The organism is Ralstonia condita (assembly GCF_958405655.1).
Classification (GTDB): domain Bacteria; phylum Pseudomonadota; class Gammaproteobacteria; order Burkholderiales; family Burkholderiaceae; genus Ralstonia; species Ralstonia condita.
Genome location: NZ_CATYWO010000001.1, coordinates 1,039,809 through 1,055,382, shown reverse-complemented (window position 1 = coordinate 1,055,382; position 15,574 = coordinate 1,039,809). Strand labels below are relative to the sequence as shown.

Annotated in this window: 16 protein-coding genes and 1 tRNA gene; 4 read left to right on the top strand and 13 right to left on the bottom strand. The window is 62.4% G+C overall.

Annotated features, from left to right (window positions below):
• Window positions 1-64: 64 nt before the first annotated feature.
• Window positions 65-355, bottom strand: coding sequence for a DUF1488 family protein (locus R2N03_RS05015; protein ID WP_316655783.1), 291 nt, complete (start codon window positions 353-355; stop codon window positions 65-67).
• A gap of 328 nt (window positions 356-683) precedes the next feature.
• Here R2N03_RS05015 and R2N03_RS05010 point away from each other — a divergent pair, with 328 nt between their 5' ends.
• On the top strand, window positions 684-1,487 hold the full coding sequence (locus R2N03_RS05010) for a DUF1223 domain-containing protein (RefSeq protein WP_316656580.1): 804 nt from the start codon (window positions 684-686) through the stop codon (window positions 1,485-1,487).
• A gap of 12 nt (window positions 1,488-1,499) precedes the next feature.
• Here R2N03_RS05010 and bcaP read toward each other — a convergent pair whose 3' ends face one another.
• The 3 genes from bcaP to R2N03_RS04995 form a co-directional block, all read right to left on the bottom strand.
• The gene (bcaP, locus tag R2N03_RS05005; RefSeq protein WP_316655781.1) at window positions 1,500-2,930 is read right to left on the bottom strand and encodes a branched-chain amino acid transporter BcaP; all 1,431 of its coding nucleotides are present in this window, start codon (window positions 2,928-2,930) and stop codon (window positions 1,500-1,502) included.
• 184 nt (window positions 2,931-3,114) lie between these two features.
• Window positions 3,115-4,188: a DNA polymerase IV gene (gene dinB, locus R2N03_RS05000; RefSeq protein ID WP_316655780.1), complete on the bottom strand. Its 1,074-nt coding sequence runs from the start codon at window positions 4,186-4,188 to the stop codon at window positions 3,115-3,117.
• 166 nt (window positions 4,189-4,354) lie between these two features.
• Window positions 4,355-4,723 carry a hypothetical protein gene (locus R2N03_RS04995; protein WP_316655778.1) on the bottom strand — a complete coding sequence of 123 codons (369 nt, stop codon included), beginning with the start codon at window positions 4,721-4,723 and terminating at the stop codon, window positions 4,355-4,357.
• A gap of 338 nt (window positions 4,724-5,061) precedes the next feature.
• Here R2N03_RS04995 and R2N03_RS04990 point away from each other — a divergent pair, with 338 nt between their 5' ends.
• A complete protein-coding gene (locus R2N03_RS04990; protein WP_316656577.1) occupies window positions 5,062-6,000 on the top strand; it encodes an aldose epimerase family protein in 939 nt (312 codons plus the stop codon).
• 9 nt (window positions 6,001-6,009) lie between these two features.
• Here R2N03_RS04990 and R2N03_RS04985 read toward each other — a convergent pair whose 3' ends face one another.
• Entirely contained in the window at window positions 6,010-6,351 is a 342-nt protein-coding gene (locus tag R2N03_RS04985; protein ID WP_316655776.1) for a carboxymuconolactone decarboxylase family protein, read from the bottom strand.
• A 115-nt stretch (window positions 6,352-6,466) separates the two neighbouring features.
• Between R2N03_RS04985 and R2N03_RS04980 the strand changes: the two genes are divergently transcribed.
• Both R2N03_RS04980 and R2N03_RS04975 read left to right on the top strand, forming a co-directional pair.
• Entirely contained in the window at window positions 6,467-7,384 is a 918-nt protein-coding gene (locus R2N03_RS04980) for a cupin domain-containing protein (RefSeq protein ID WP_316655774.1), read from the top strand.
• 37 nt (window positions 7,385-7,421) lie between these two features.
• A tRNA-Pro gene (locus R2N03_RS04975) sits at window positions 7,422-7,498 on the top strand.
• Window positions 7,499-7,561: 63 nt separating this feature from the next.
• On the opposite strand, the gene R2N03_RS04970 is transcribed toward R2N03_RS04975, so the two are convergent.
• From R2N03_RS04970 to thrS, 8 genes are all read right to left on the bottom strand, one after another.
• Window positions 7,562-7,999: a MerR family transcriptional regulator gene (locus R2N03_RS04970; protein WP_316655772.1), complete on the bottom strand. Its 438-nt coding sequence runs from the start codon at window positions 7,997-7,999 to the stop codon at window positions 7,562-7,564.
• A gap of 33 nt (window positions 8,000-8,032) precedes the next feature.
• A complete protein-coding gene (locus tag R2N03_RS04965) occupies window positions 8,033-8,449 on the bottom strand; it encodes an integration host factor subunit alpha (protein ID WP_316655770.1) in 417 nt (138 codons plus the stop codon).
• A gap of 69 nt (window positions 8,450-8,518) precedes the next feature.
• Window positions 8,519-10,948: a phenylalanine--tRNA ligase subunit beta gene (pheT, locus tag R2N03_RS04960; protein ID WP_316655768.1), complete on the bottom strand. Its 2,430-nt coding sequence runs from the start codon at window positions 10,946-10,948 to the stop codon at window positions 8,519-8,521.
• A gap of 62 nt (window positions 10,949-11,010) precedes the next feature.
• On the bottom strand, window positions 11,011-12,039 hold the full coding sequence (gene pheS / locus R2N03_RS04955) for a phenylalanine--tRNA ligase subunit alpha (RefSeq protein WP_316656575.1): 1,029 nt from the start codon (window positions 12,037-12,039) through the stop codon (window positions 11,011-11,013).
• A gap of 147 nt (window positions 12,040-12,186) precedes the next feature.
• On the bottom strand, window positions 12,187-12,543 hold the full coding sequence (gene rplT, locus R2N03_RS04950) for a 50S ribosomal protein L20 (protein ID WP_012762124.1): 357 nt from the start codon (window positions 12,541-12,543) through the stop codon (window positions 12,187-12,189).
• Window positions 12,544-12,571: 28 nt separating this feature from the next.
• The gene (gene rpmI / locus R2N03_RS04945) at window positions 12,572-12,769 is read right to left on the bottom strand and encodes a 50S ribosomal protein L35 (RefSeq protein ID WP_004636003.1); all 198 of its coding nucleotides are present in this window, start codon (window positions 12,767-12,769) and stop codon (window positions 12,572-12,574) included.
• A 167-nt stretch (window positions 12,770-12,936) separates the two neighbouring features.
• Window positions 12,937-13,473, bottom strand: a complete 537-nt coding sequence (gene infC, locus R2N03_RS04940) for a translation initiation factor IF-3 (protein WP_316655740.1) — start codon at window positions 13,471-13,473, stop codon at window positions 12,937-12,939.
• A gap of 28 nt (window positions 13,474-13,501) precedes the next feature.
• Window positions 13,502-15,409 carry a threonine--tRNA ligase gene (thrS, locus tag R2N03_RS04935; RefSeq protein ID WP_316655738.1) on the bottom strand — a complete coding sequence of 636 codons (1,908 nt, stop codon included), beginning with the start codon at window positions 15,407-15,409 and terminating at the stop codon, window positions 13,502-13,504.
• Window positions 15,410-15,574: the final 165 nt, after the last annotated feature.

Below are 15,574 nucleotides of genomic sequence, written 5' to 3'. Positions count from 1 at the left end.
CTTTTTCTCGGGGCAGTGGACATGGTTGGCCACCGTGGTGTGGTCACAAGGGCGACCGATCGAATCAAACCACGGCAACGTGCACGCGCTTGACCACGACCGGCTGCGGCAATTCGGTCAACCCGTTGGATCGCTGCACGCCGTCGGCAATCAGCACGCGGGCGGCATCCTGGATCCGCTCTTGGCCGGCCTCAAAGGCCGCCTGAAGCGACAACACCTGGTCACCACTCAAGCCTTCCCACAGTGCCTCGCGCGTTGCCACGCAGGTCACCTTTTCACCGTCGACCAGCGCGTCGAACAACAGGCCCTCGTTGTTGATGTCGTACGCCTCTTTTTTCTCAAACTTGATTTCCATCGTCAAAGCCCTCCGATTGCAATGGACAACAACGCACACGCTGTTGCGTGGAAACCGTGCGGGGGGGCCGGCATGGTTTCGTCGGACTGATGTCCAACTGCACAGATCATTTTAACCACAGCTGGCGACACACGTGCGAACGGCATCGACAGCGGCGAACGCCCTGCTCGACGTCCGCAGCCAGCCATCCCAGACGGCACCTGGCCTCGCGGCCGCTTCGGCACGGCTATGCTTTTTTGTCAGGGGCGCGCCGCTGATCCGACTAAGCAAAGCGAGAGCCCTACGCAAGCACCGTGCCGGACGCGCCACCCAGGAGACCATGATGGCAATGAAACCACGCTGTTCACGACACGCCCATGTCATTGGCGCACTGATACTGGTGGCATCCCAGCTGGCGCACGCTGCCGACTGCAGTGCTTTGCATGTCCGCAGCCCAGCGCACACGATTGCCTTGGTTGAACTCTATACATCCGAAGGTTGTAATAGTTGCCCACCCGCTGACCGCTGGTTGAGCCGGACACCGCCAGATGCCCAACGCTGGATTCCGCTGGCGCTGCATGTCGACTATTGGGACAGCTCCGGCTGGAAAGACGCTTTTGGTCGTGCCGCATTTTCAGAGCGGCAGCGTGCGCTCGGGGAGGCTGCCCGTGCGCCGACGATCTACACCCCGGAAGTCTTCGTCTCCGGCCGTGAACTGCGCCAGTGGGCAGACCCGGCTGACTTCGCGCGTGCCGTGAATGCGCGTAACGCGCTGCCTGCGATGGCGGACATTTCACTCGATGCCATCCTGCCGAGCAGACCGGGCGCAGCGCTGCAAACCCGGGCGCACTTCACACGCCGGCCCAGCGCCACCGGCCGTGCCAGCCAGGCCGTGGCGTGGATCGCATTGACACAAAACGGCCTCGTAAGCCACCCGAACGGCGGTGAAAACGGCGGCGCGGAGCTGCATCATGACCATGTTGTCAGGGAATGGATCGGCCCGATCCAGTTGGCTGGGCCGACCGCCGAATGGCAGGGCGAGATTCCCCTACCCGCCAATGCACCCCGCACCGAGATGGCCCTGGCCGCCTTCATCGAGCGGCCGCGCGACGCGGAGATCCTGCAGGCGGTTTCCGCGCCACTATGCCATTAGGCACTGCGGCAATCAGCGCGCCGTTTCCGATACCTGAACGGCGTCAGGCCTCGCCGTATGCAGCAGCGAGCGGCGGCGTGCATAGCCGAAGTAGACCAGCAGGCCGATCACCACCCAGACCAGGAAGGCGATCCAGGTGACCTTCTGCAGGTGGCTCATCAGGAACAGGCACATCCCGATGGCCAGCAGCGGGACCACAGGCACTCCCGGGCAACGAAAACCGCGATGCAGATCCGGACGCGTGCGTCGCAGCACCAGCACTGCCATTGCGATGAGCGAAAACGCTGCCAGCGTGCCAATGTTGATCAGTTCAGCCAGCACGTTCAGCGGGACGAGCGCGGCGATCAGCGCAAACACGATACCGACCACCCACGTATTCAGGAATGGCGTCGCATAGCGCGGGTGGATGTGCGACAAGCGCTTGGGCAGCAATCCGTCGCGCGACATGGCAAAGATAATGCGGGTCTGGCCGTACGCCATGACGAGGATCACCGTCGTCATGCCGATGATCGCGCCCAGGTCCACGAAACCCGCTACCCAGCTTTCGCCGGCAATCTGCAACGCCAGCGATACCGGATGATCCACGCCCGCAAACTTCTGGAACGGCACGATACCGGTCATGATGGCAGCCACCAGCACGTACAGAATCGTACAGATGGCCAGCGAACCGATGATGCCGATCGGCAGGTCGCGCTTGGGATTGCGCACCTCTTCGGCCGCGGATGTTACGGCGTCAAAGCCGATGAAGGCAAAGAACACGATGGCCGCCGCACCGAATACGCCTGACATGCCGAACGGCATGAACGGATGCCAGTTGACGGGCTGCACATGACGCACGCCGACGAAGATGAACAGCAGCACCACCGTCACCTTGATCGCCACCATCACGTTGTTCGCGCGCGCGGATTCCCGCACACCAAACGACAGCACGGTCGTCACGAGCAGCATGATCACCAGCGCGGGCAGGTTGAACAGGGTCTGCACGCCCGGAATGGCGCCTGGCGCCGCGGTGAGCGCCTGCGGCAGATGGATGCCGAAACCGGACAGCAGCGACTGGAAATACCCAGACCAGCCGACCGACACGGCAGAGGTCGCCAGGCCGTACTCCAGCATCAGGTCCCAGCCGATGATCCATGCCACCAGCTCGCCCATGGTCGCGTAGGCGTAGGTATAAATGGAGCCCGACACGGGGATGGTCGAGGCGAATTCGGCGTAGCACAGCGCGGCAAACCCGCATGCCAGCGCCGCCACGATGAACGACAGGGTCAGTGCGGGCCCGGCGGTCAGTGCGCCCGTGCCGGTCAGCACGAAGATGCCGGTGCCGATAATGGCGCCGACGCCCAGGAAGGTGAGATCCAGGGGCCCGAGGACTTTCTTCAGGCCGGTATTGCTGTGGCCCGTGCGGATCATGTGATCCACGTTCTTGGTACGGAACAAACTCATCGACTGCGTCTCCTATCTGCGCTTTCCGGATGTGGTGGAAGGCACTGTCGCGCACGTGTGGCGCGCGGCGGCGGATTCTTGCAAAAAGCGGGGATTCTACCCGCTGGCGATAACCCGCCCTCGTATCGCCATGCTGCAGACAGGAGAATAGGACAATTCTGACCCGAGGGTTGCGACAGACGGCTCAATCGGCAGCCGCAGGATCTTCGGCAAACAGGGGCTGCTGGCGCGCGTGGGCATCGGACTCGTACAGACGCACGCCCACGCCCAGCAACCGCACGGGAATCTTCCGACGCTCGAACCCCTGTGCCAGCAGCTTCGAGAACACCGGCAACGACACCTGCGGCGAGATGCACTCGACCGTCGTGCCACGGAAATCGGCAAAGCGCAGCTTGACGTAGGTCTTGTGGATCATGTTGCCGGCGCGCGCGCGCTCGACACGGGCGGCCAACTGGTCAACGAGCGTGCTCAGTTCGCGCTGACACTCGTCGAGTGTGCGCAGATCCGAGGCATAGGTTTCTTCCACACTCACCGACTTGCGGGTCTGTGACGGCTGCACCTGGCGGTGATCAATGCCTCGGCAAAGGTCGTGCAACCGAAAGCCAAAGACGCCGAAATGCTGCTGCAGGCGATCGGTGCCCCACGCGCGGAGGTCACCGCAGGTTTCCGCGCCGAGGCGTCGCAGCTTGGCGGCAGTGACCTTGCCCACGCCAAAGAGACGATCCACCGGCAGGGCTGCCACGAAGGCATCTACCTGCTCTGGCCGCACCACAAAAAGGCCATCCGGCTTGTTCCAGTCGCTGGCGATCTTGGCAATGAACTTGTTGGGAGCAACCCCCGCCGACACGGTGATGCCAACTTCCTCGCGCACGCGGCGGCGGATGTCTTCTGCGATGCGCGTGCCACTGCCGGCGAGCAACGGGCTGTCGCTCACGTCCAGGTAGGCTTCGTCCAGCGAGAGCGGCTCCACCAGCGGCGTGTAGCTGTGATAAATGGCGAAGATCTGACGCGCGACCTGCCGGTATTTCTCCATGGCCGGCGGCACGATCAGCAAGTCGGGACAACGCTTGACCGCTTGCGCCATGGGCATCGCGGAATGGATACCGAACTTGCGCGCCTCGTAGTTGCAGGTTGCGACTACCCCACGCCGCTCCGGCCGCCCGCCCACGGCCAGCGGCTTGCCGACAAGGCGCGGATCGTCGCGCATCTCGATGGCGGCATAGAAACAGTCACAGTCGCAATGGATGATCTTTCGCACGGCAGCGCCGCTGCAACCCGCGTCAGGTACGGGTGAGCATGTTCAGAGGGACCGCCAGCGTACCAGCTTCCGCCGCATGCGCACGCTCCCCTGCGCAACATGGCTTTTCGCCGATGCCGCATCGCAGCATCAGCGAAAATCGGTCCACGAAGATGGACGCGACGCCTTAGCGATTGATATCGCGCGAGACGGCGCCCAACTCGTCGTTGAGCGCGTGCTGCTCATCCCCTGACAGGCCGCCGCGATGCTGGCTGGCCATATCGTTGGCCTCCTGGCGGATACGGCGCAGCCGGTCGCGCAAGCCATCGGCGCGGTACGGATCGATGTAGCCCTGCGATTGGCGCACGTCGACGCGGTGAAACTCTTCAGCAAGACGGCCCTGCACCTGGTCAAAGCGGGCGCGCGGGTCCACCGGGGCGGGTGCAGGCTGCTCATGCACGACGACCGTGCGCGTTTGCGCGGGTGGCGCAACAACACAACCGGCCATCGAGGCCGCCAGCACGGTGCACAAGGTCAAACGCGGAAGAATCGACATGATTTGGCTCGTAGTGTCGTAACAAAAACGCGCATATTACGCGCGACTGACGCAATCTTACGAACCGCTTCACGCAAAGCTGTGACGATTGGTAACCATGCCTTACACCGCGAGAGCCTCGGGCGGCTCGACGGGAGGCGGCGGCTCGTCCGGCGAGGGCAAATCGGGCGGGATGCCGGGTGGCGAGGGTTCGTCGGGCGGAGGGACAGTGTGTGCAGGCAGCATCTGGCGGCAAGACAAACCGCAGCGGCGGATAGACATGGTTTCCCTCCAGACAAAACGCATTGACAATCTAGTATGCGATTCCCATGCCAACAAGTCACTGCGCTGCCGACCCCATGCACGATCTGCCCACTGCCCGGTTTCAGGACCAAACGCTCATCCGGATCGGAGACGCCCGCGTGGACGGCTCCATGCTACTGCTCGCACCCCATGCCGGCGGGCGGCTCGTGCGTTGGCGCCATCGCGGCGAAGACATCCTGTTCTGGCCAGAACACGCAGACTGGTCGAACCCCGCCAAAGTACGCGGCGGCAATCCCCTGTTGTTTCCCTTTATCGGCAGGCATTTCGTCGAGGGTGAAACCGGGCGCTGGCGCGATGCGCGAGGCCAGGTGCATGCCTTGCCGCAGCACGGGTTCGCCCGTGACCTGCCATTCGAGGTGGAAGACGCGAGCGACAAGCATATCGTCATGCGTTTGCGCGACAGCACGCAAACCCGCGCAGGCTACCCATTCGCCTTCGAGTTTTGCGTGACATACCGGCTGCTTCACGACGGGCTGGAGGCCACCTTTACGGTCAGGCATGTCGACGACGGCAGCGCCCATGCGCCCATGCCCTTCTACGCGGGCCATCATTTCTATCTGGCGCTACCGCACGCGCTGCGCGGCGCAACCGAACTGTCGATGCCGCCATCGCGGTTGTCGCGGCAGTTGTCCGATGGCAGCCTCGACACACCTGAACCGGGTCGACGTACATACCAGCTCAATGACCCGGCGCTGCAGGATCGCTACCACCTGCTCGACGCCGACGGCGCAGCCACGCTTGCCATCCCGCCGCATGCCGATGCACCGCTGGGTCGCCGCATCCGCTTCGAGGTGGACAACGCGCCGGTACCCTGGCACGCCATCACCACGTGGACGGAGAACGCGACGTCCGACTTCTACTGCGTCGAGCCGTGGATGGGGCTGCCCAACGCAATCCACCACGGCGAAGGCTTGCACCTGCTCGCGCCGGGTGAGTCGCGTCAGGCCACCTGCTGCCTGCGAGTCGCACGTTAGCTGACGCGCTCAGGCGTTTTCATATGCCTGCACAGCATCCATCACGCGCGCCGAGTAGACCAGCGCGGCGCCCGCGTTGATCGCAATTGCCACGCCCAGCGCCTCGGCAATGTCTTCATGCGTGGCGCCATGCCTTAGGGCTTCAGCAGTGTGCACGGTAATACAGCCGTCGCAACGCGCCGTCACGGACACCGCCAGCGCAATCAGCTCGCGCGTCTTCGCATCCAGGCGCCCCGTCTTTGCGCCGGCACCTGACAGCAATTGATAGCCCTTGACCGTGTCCGGCGTGATGCGTCCGATCTCGCCGATACGCCCAAGCAACGCTTTCCGATAGTCGACCCAGTCCAGCATGATGTGCTCCCGATGAAGCGGCGCTGGCCCGATGCCTGCGCCGTCAGGAAAGTATTGCCATTGTGGTCGATCCAATGAATACTCGATCCGATCAATTTTTAGCGGAATCGTCTCAATGGACGCCCTAAGCCGGTTCATCAGACTTATCCGGCCGCAAGCCAGCCTCGATTTGCGATGCCTGTTCCAAGGGCCCTTCTCGATCCCGCATGATCCAGAGCCGGACGGCCAGGCGCCATTTCATCTGGTGCTCGCCGGCCGTTGTGTCGTCGAGATCGGCGGCCGCCGCCTCACGCTGCGAGCAGGCGACTTCATCCTCCTCCCGCGCGGCCAGGCACACACCCTCCGAGATCCAGCCGGCTCGCGTGACACACCTGCCCGCAAGCCGCGCGCAGGTCACGACGGCATGCTGCCGCTTCGCCAGCTCGGCCGTGGCGCTGCCGAAGTCGACCTGCTGTGTGGCCGCTTCGTGCATGAACCCGGCTCTGCCGCCCTGCTCCTGCAGACGCTGCCCGATCCGCTGCACGTCTCGCTGGCAGACAGCACGTCGTTTCCTGCGCTGCAGGCGCTCATCAACCTCATGCGAGTTGAGGCGGAAGCGCGCGCCCCGGGGGCGCTGGCCATTGTCACAGCGCTGAGCCAGGCGCTGTTGACGCTCGCGCTGCGCATCCACGGACAGCGCGAACACGCCGACGCTGGCATCCTGACGCTGCTCTCCGACACCCGCCTTGGCGCGTCCGTCCAGGCCATGCTTGCAGCGCCAGAGCAGCCCTGGACGATCGACACGCTCGCTGACCTGGCTGCCATGTCGCGCGCTACCTATGCCCGTCATTTCAAGGCACGCTCGGACATGACGGTGTGGAACTTCCTCACACGCGTGCGCATGACCCTCGCCTGCGACCAGTTGATGCACACACCGCACGGTGTCGGCGACATCAGCACGGGCGTTGGTTATCAATCGGAGGCCGCTTTTGTCAAAGCATTCAAGCAGCACCTGGGCATGACGCCCGCACGCTATCGGCGCGCGACCCACTAGTCATTGGCGAGCGGTCTCTGTTATACTTTCATGCTTTCGGGGCGTAGCGCAGCCTGGTAGCGTACCTGCATGGGGTGCAGGTGGTCGGAGGTTCAAATCCTCTCGCCCCGACCAAAATAAAAAGCCCGCGTAACGTCTTCGTTACGCGGGCTTTTTCATTTCCGGTGGTGCCGCCGCCTACCCCTTGTCCGTGCGCAGGACGGCCAGTAGGTCCATCAACGCACGCCGCAACACCGGCACATCGACTGCGCCATCGGCAATCGCTGGCGACGGCGGTGCTGCCTCGATCTTTTCGGCTTCCGGTTCGGGGATCGACGGCGCGGCACTGCCGACGCCATGCCGAAGCTCATCGAGCCGGTTGCGCGCCCCATTGATCGTAAATCCCTGTTCGTACAGCAACTCACGGATGCGCCGGATCAGCAGCACTTCATGATGCTGGTAGTAACGGCGATTGCCGCGCCGCTTGACGGGCTTGAGTTGCGTGAACTCTTGCTCCCAATAGCGCAGCACGTGCGGCTTGACGGCGCACAGGTCACTTACTTCCCCGATGGTGAAGTAGCGTTTGGCAGGAATGGGCGGCAGGTTGACCCGCTCCGTATGTTTATCGGCGGCCATGAAGGGCTGGCGAAAGAAGCAGAATAAACGGAATTACGTAGCGCTCGCAGGCAGCGGCTCGACGCGCTCTTCAACGAGCGCCTTGAGCTTCTGGCTGGCGTGGAACGTAACGACACGGCGTGCGGTGATGGGGATGATCTCCCCGGTTTTCGGGTTGCGGCCCGGACGTTGCGGCTTGTCGCGCAACTGGAAGTTGCCAAAGCCCGACAGCTTGACGCTATCGCCCTGCTCGAGCGCCTCGCGGATCACGTCAAAGAACGCCTCGACCATGTCCTTCGACTCGCGCTTGTTCAGGCCGACCTGTTCGAACAGCATCTCGGCGAGTTCGGCCTTGGTGAGTGTCGGCACATCCTGGACGCGCGCATCCCGGGCATCGGCCAGTACGGTCGAAGAGGAGCCGAGTGATTCGCCCAAAGATGCGGCCAGCGCGGACGCGTGTTGATCGTTCATAGGATTCGCTTGGCGTATTCGATCCGAATGCGGAGGTTCGTTCGAGCTGTCTCTCGCGAGGGGCGGACGTCAGGCGCGCAGACGCGCACCGAATGCATCGCCGGCCGCTCGAATCAGTTGCTGCGTGGCGGCCTCGACAATGTCATCCTGGAGGGTGCTGTCAGTATCTTGCAACGTAATTCTGAAGGCAAGGCTTTTCTCCTGCGCCCCAATCACGGCCGTCGCGGCCTTCGGACGGAATTCATCGAACAGCACGACGCCTTGCAGATAGCGCTGCCACGACGTGCCGATCGCGGTCTTTTCGAACGTGTCGACGAGATCCTGGACCGCCACATCCTGACGCACAACGAGTGCGATATCGCGCGTCACCGCCGGCACGCGCGGCACTTCCCGGTACGTCGGCAGACCAACCGCGGTGATGGCGTCGAGTTCGAGCTCCCACACCACGGGCGCGGTCGGCAGATCGTACTTCTGCAGCCAACGCGGATGCAGCTCGCCAATCCAGCCGATCGCGCGACCATTCAGCACGACACGGGTCGAACGGCCAGGGTGCAGGGCCGGATGCTCCGCACGCTCGAAACGCGCCTGCAGCGGCCACAGCAAGGACTCCACATCGCCCTTCACGTCGAAAAAATCGACGGCGCGCGACGGTACGCCCCACTGTTCTTCCTTCGCGGGACCATATGCAATACCCCCTGCCATCATTGGCTGCGCATAACCGGCAACCGACAGCCCCCCATCCGCAACGCTCGCATCGCGATGGAACACACGGCCCACCTCAAACATACGCACGCGCGACGCCTTGCGGTTCAGGTTGTAGCGAACCTTGTCGACGAGTCCGCCGATGAGCGTGCTGCGCATCACCGCGTACTGGCTGGCAATCGGGTTCAGCAGCGGGATCGGCTGCGTGTTGCCAGCGAAATCGGCTTCCCAATCGGTCTCGACGAAGGCGAAGTTGACGACCTCGTGGTAATCGCGCGCAGCCACGGCATGGCGCACGTCGTGCATCGTACGGCGCGCCTCGTTGGTCGGACGCATCGCGTTTTCGGCGACGGGTGGTTTGGCTGGAATCTGCTCGAAGCCGTAGATGCGAGCGACCTCTTCGATCAGGTCTTCCTCGATCTCCAGGTCGAAGCGATACGACGGCGGCTCGACGATGACCACATCGCCGTCCACGCTGAACGTGAGGCCGAGGCGCTTGAACACGTCTGCCACAACGTCGTGCGACAGCGGAATACCGAGCACACGTGCAGCACGTGCGACGCGCATGCGCACCGGCTCGCGCTTGGGCAGATTGACGATCTGATCGTCGATCGGGCCAGCCTGGCCGCCGCAGATTTCGAGGATCAGCGCACTGATGCGTTCGATGTGTTCAACGGTGGTCGCGTAATCAACGCCTCGCTCGAAGCGATGGCCTGCATCCGTCGAGAAGTTGTAGCGCCGCGCGCGGCCTTGAATAGCCGCCGGCCACCAGAATGCGGCCTCGACGTAAATGTTCTGTGTGTCGAGCGTGACGGCCGTCTTGTCGCCGCCCATGATGCCGGCAAGGCTTTCGATGGCCTGCTCGTCCGAGATCACGCCGACCTTTTCGTCGACGGTGATGGTGTCGCCGTTGAGCAGTTTCAGTTGTTCGCCAGCCTTGCCCCAGCGCACCGTCAGGCCGCCGTGGATCTTGTCCAGGTCGAACACGTGCGACGGGCGGCCCAGTTCGAGCATCACGTAGTTCGAAATATCAACCAACGCCGACACGCTGCGCATGCCCGCGCGCTCGATGCGCGAGACCATCCAGGCCGGCGTCTTCGCGTGCGCGTTCACGCCGCGAATGATGCGACCCGAAAAGCGACCGCACAGGTCCGGTGCTTCCACCTTGACCGGCAGCTTGTCAGCGAGCGTCACCGCCACGGGCGCCATCGACGGCACGGTGATCGGTGCGCCGGTCAGCGCGGACACTTCGCGCGCCACCCCATGGATCGACAGGCAATCCGCCTTGTTGGGTGTGAGTTTGATGATGAAGATCTGGTCATCCAGATCCAGCACCTTGCGAATGTCTTCGCCGACCGGTGTGTCTTCCGGCAGGATCAGCAGACCGCCGTGATCTTCCGACAGCTTCAGCTCGCGCGCCGAACACAGCATGCCGTAGCTCTCCACGCCGCGCAGCTTGCCGATCTTGATCTTGAACGGCTTGCCATCTTCGCCAGGCGGCAGCTCGGCGCCGACCATCGCGCACGGCACCTTGATGCCCACCGACACGTTCGGCGCGCCGCAGACGATCTGCAGCAGCTCGCCCGTACCCGCATCGACCTTGCAGACGTTCAGGCGATCGGCATCCGGGTGCTTGTTGACCTCGACCACATGGCCGACAACGATCTGCGAGAACGGCGGAGCAACGGGGTCGACCTCTTCCACCTCGAGGCCGGCCATCGTCAGGCGATGGGAGAGCTCATCCGTGGTGATCGACGGATTGACGAAACTGCGAAGCCAGGATTCCGGAAATTGCATGGCGCGACAGAAAAGAAATTCGATTAACGGGGCGACGAAGTACCAGTGCGAGCGCTCGGCGCTTACGCGAACTGGCGCAGGAAACGCACATCGCCCTCGAAGAACAGGCGCAGGTCGTTGATGCCATAGCGCAGCATCGTCAGGCGCTCCAGGCCGGAGCCGAACGCAAAGCCGATGTAGCGCTCAGGGTCCAGGCCCATGTTGCGCACCACGGTCGGGTGCACCTGGCCGGAGCCGGAAATCTCCAGCCATTTGCCGTTGCCGAACGCCATATCGATCTCGGCCGACGGTTCGGTGAACGGGAAATACGACGGGCGGAAACGCACCTGGATGTCGTCCCGCTCAAAGAAGTTGCGCAGGAAGTCGGTATAGACGCCCTTCAGGTCGGCAAAACTAATGTTGTCGGCAATCCAGAGGCCTTCGACCTGATGGAACATCGGCGAGTGCGTAGCGTCGCTGTCGACGCGGTACGTGCGGCCCGGCGCGATGACCTTGATGGGCGGAATGCGGTCGAGGTGCTTGTATTTCTCAACGTGCATGCGAGCGTAACGCACCTGCATCGGGCTGGTGTGCGTGCGCAGCAGCAAGAGCTTGTCTTCGCTGTCGCGGCCATCGATGTAGAAGGTGTCCTGCATCGAGCGCGCCGGATGATTGTCCGGGTTGTTCAACGCAGTGAAGTTCATCCAGTCCGATTCGATTTCTGGGCCGTCAGCCACGTCAAAACCGATCGAGCCGAAGATCTTGGCGACGCGCTCCCAGGTGTTCATCACCGGGTGCAGGCTGCCCTCGGCCACATCGCGGCCGGGCAGCGTCACGTCGATCGCCTCGGCGGCCAGACGGGCGTTCATCAGCGCGTCGGCCAGCGCCTGGCGGCGGGCGGTCAGCGCCTCTTCAACGCGGCTCTTGGCCTGGTTGATGCGCGCGCCTTCGGACTTGCGCGTCTCCGGATCGAGCTTGCCCAAGCCTTTGAGCAAGTCGGTCAGCACGCCAGACTTACCGAGAAAGCGTGCCTTCTCGTTTTCCAGCGAGGCGTTGTCCTCCGCAGAGGCAAACGCGTTTTGGGCATCGGCGACGACTTGATCCAGATCCAGTGACATGGGAAGGCGAGCGAGAAAATTCGGGTGATTCGGGTCCGCGAAATGCGCGGAATAAAAAACGGGGCTCGGTGAGAGCCCCGTCAGGGTGATCAGCCGGCAAAGTCACTGGGCAATTCCAGCGGCCTACCCGGCCAATCCAATTCAGGCGACGTTGGCTTTCACCTGGTTCACGATGGCGGCAAAAGCCACCTTGTCGTGAATGGCCATGTCCGACAGCACCTTGCGGTCCAGCTCGATGGACGCCTTCTTCAGGCCGTTCATGAACTTGCTGTAGGTCAGACCATGCTCGCGTGCGCCAGCGTTGATACGTGCAATCCAGAGCGCGCGGAACACGCGCTTCTTGTTGCGACGATCGCGGTAGGCGTACTGACCAGCACGCATGACCGCCTGCTTGGCGATGCGATAGACGTTATTGCGGCGGCCGCGGTAACCCTTGGCTGCGCTGATAACCTTCTTATGACGGGCCCGCGCTGTGACCCCACGTTTTACTCGAGGCATGAAATGCTCCTTTCGTAGTTAGTTAGGGTTAGGCGTACGGCATCATTGCGCGAACGGACTTCAGGTTCGTCTCATGGACGCCCTCGGTACCGCGCAGGTGACGCTTGTTCTTGGTGGTCTTCTTGGTCAGGATGTGACGCTTGAAGGCTTGGCCACGTTTGATCGTGCCACCAGGACGGGCAGTAAAGCGCTTGGAGGCGCTTTTCTTCGTCTTCATCTTCGGCATGGAACAACTCCGTTTTTGACATGAAGCCAGGTGGACGGCTAGCGCCGACACTTGCAAGACCCGGGCTCACTTGTTGTATCGCTGCAGGCTTTGACACCTGCCGCGTTTTCCGACGTTTCCGTCTGGAACCTGCTCAGCGCAGCCGGAAACGTCCGGCCACCACTGCATTACTTCTTCTTCTTGGGCGCCAACATCATCACTGCCTGGCGGCCTTCCATCTTCGGCATCTGCTCAACCTGGCCGAATTCCTCCAGGTCAGCCTTGATACGCTCCAGCACGCGCATGCCGAGTTCCTGGTGAGCCATTTCGCGGCCGCGGAAGCGCAGGGTAACCTTGACCCTGTCACCATCCTCCAGGAAGCGCGTCGCGTTGCGCAGCTTGACGCCGTAGTCGTTGTCGTCGGTGCCAGGGCGGAACTTGACTTCCTTCACCTGTATGACCTTCTGCTTCAGCTTGGCGTCGTGGGCCTTCTTCTGTTCCTGATATTTGAACTTGCCATAGTCCATCAGGCGGCAGACGGGCGGCTGCGCAGTCGGCGCGATCTCGACCAGGTCGACGTCGTTCTCTTCTGCCAGACGCAGTGCGTCGAACAGCTTGACGATGCCGAGCGCTTCCCCCTCAACCCCGGTCAGCCGGACTTCCGGTGCGCTGATCTCGCGGTTGATGCGGTGAGATTTGTCGGTAGCGATGTTGAATGTCCTCAAAGAAGCAAAAAAACAAGCCGTGCCCAGCTCATGACTTGTTGGCGAGATCGTTCTGCAGTCGCTCAACAAACGCCGATACGGGCATGGAGCCTAGATCGACGTTGCCACGGGCACGCACGGCCACCTGATTTTCATCCCGCTCTTTATCGCCCACCACAATCTGATAGGGGATCTTCTGCACGGAATGCTCCCGGATTTTATACCCAATCTTCTCATTCCGCAAATCGACAATCGCCCTAAATCCTTGTTTTTGCAGGGATTGAGCAACGGATTGTGCGTATTCGGCGTGAGCATCGGTGATGCTGAGAACAGCAACCTGGACGGGCGACAGCCATGTCGGCAGCGCGCCGGCGTATTGCTCAATCAAGATACCGATGAACCGCTCCAGGCTGCCGACGATGGCGCGGTGCAGCATGATCGGCCGATGGCGCGCGCCATCTTCGCCCACGAACTCGGCGTCAAGACGCTCCGGCAGGTTCGGATCCACCTGGATCGTGCCGCACTGCCACTGGCGCCCAAGCGCATCTTTAAGCACATACTCGATCTTCGGACCGTAGAACGCCCCCTCGCCCGGCAGGTACTCGAACTCGCACCCCGATGCGCGCAGGCCCTCGGCCAGTGCGGCTTCGGCGCGGTCCCAGCTCTCTTCGGTGCCGATGCGCTTGTCCGGACGGGTCGACAGTTTGTAAAGAATCTCGGTAAAGCCAAAGTCCTTGTAGACCTTCTGCAGCAGCGTCGTAAACGCCGTCACTTCGGCCTGGATCATGTCTTCGGTGCAGAAGATGTGGCCATCATCCTGCGTGAAACCGCGCACCCGCATGATGCCGTGCAGGCCGCCCGAAGGCTCATTGCGGTGGCAGGCACCAAACTCGCCGAAGCGCAGCGGGAGGTCGCGGTAGCTCTTGATGCCCTGCTTGTAGATCAGGATGTGGCCCGGGCAGTTCATCGGCTTGAGCGCGTATTCGCGCTTCTCCGATTCCGTGATGAACATGTTCTCGCGGTACTTGTCCCAGTGGCCGGTCTTCTCCCACAGCGACTTGTCGAGAATCTGCGGCCCCTTCACTTCCTGGTAGCCGTTCTCGCGATACACGCGACGCATGTACTGCTCGATCTCCTGCCAGAGCGTCCAGCCCTTCGGATGCCAGAACACCGTGCCGGGCGAGTACTCGTCGATATGGAACAGATCGAGCTCGCGGCCAAGCTTGCGGTGGTCGCGCTTTTCAGCCTCCTCCAACATGTGCAGGTAGGCTTCCTGGTCTTCCTTCTTTGCCCAGGCCGTACCGTAGATGCGCTGGAGCATCTCGTTGTTGTGATCGCCGCGCCAGTAGGCGCCAGCCACCTTCATGAGCTTGAAGACCTTGAGCTTGCCCGTCGACGGCACGTGCGGGCCGCGGCACAGATCGACGAAATCGCCTTCGCGATACAGGCCGATCTCCTGGTCCGCCGGAATAGAAGCGATGATCTCAGCCTTGTACTTCTCGCCCATGCCCTCGAACAGCTTGACAGCATCGTCGCGGCTCCAGACTTCGCGGGTGACCTTCTCGTCTTTCTTGGCGAGCTCAGCCATTTTCTTTTCGATCGCACCGAGGTCTTCCGGCGTGAAGGGCCGCTTGTAGGCGAAATCGTAATAGAAGCCGTTCTCGATGACAGGACCGATCGTGACCTGCGCGTCCGGGTAAAGCGCCTTGACCGCATAGGCCAGCAAATGCGCCGTGGAATGGCGAATCACATCGAGACCATCGGCATCCTTGTCCGTCACGATAGCGAGCTTGGCATCGCGATCGATGGTGTAGCTGGTATCGACCATCTGGCCATCCACACGGCCCGCAAGCGCGGCCTTGGCCAAACCCGCACCGATGCTCTGCGCCACTTCGGCAACCGTCACCGGGCCGGGAAACTCGCGCCGGGAACCGTCCGGCAACGTGATTGCGATCATGCTTGCTCCTGTGGAGTCACTGTCGCGCGATTCTCGTGCACGCGGCAGGTGTCATTCTGTCGTGCGCCGCACCGGAAAGGCGCGGCAGGTTATCGAATCGGATGCTTCGAAGCGATTTCAGCCTGATCGCCACGCACAAGACAAAATTGCGGACGAAAAAAAACG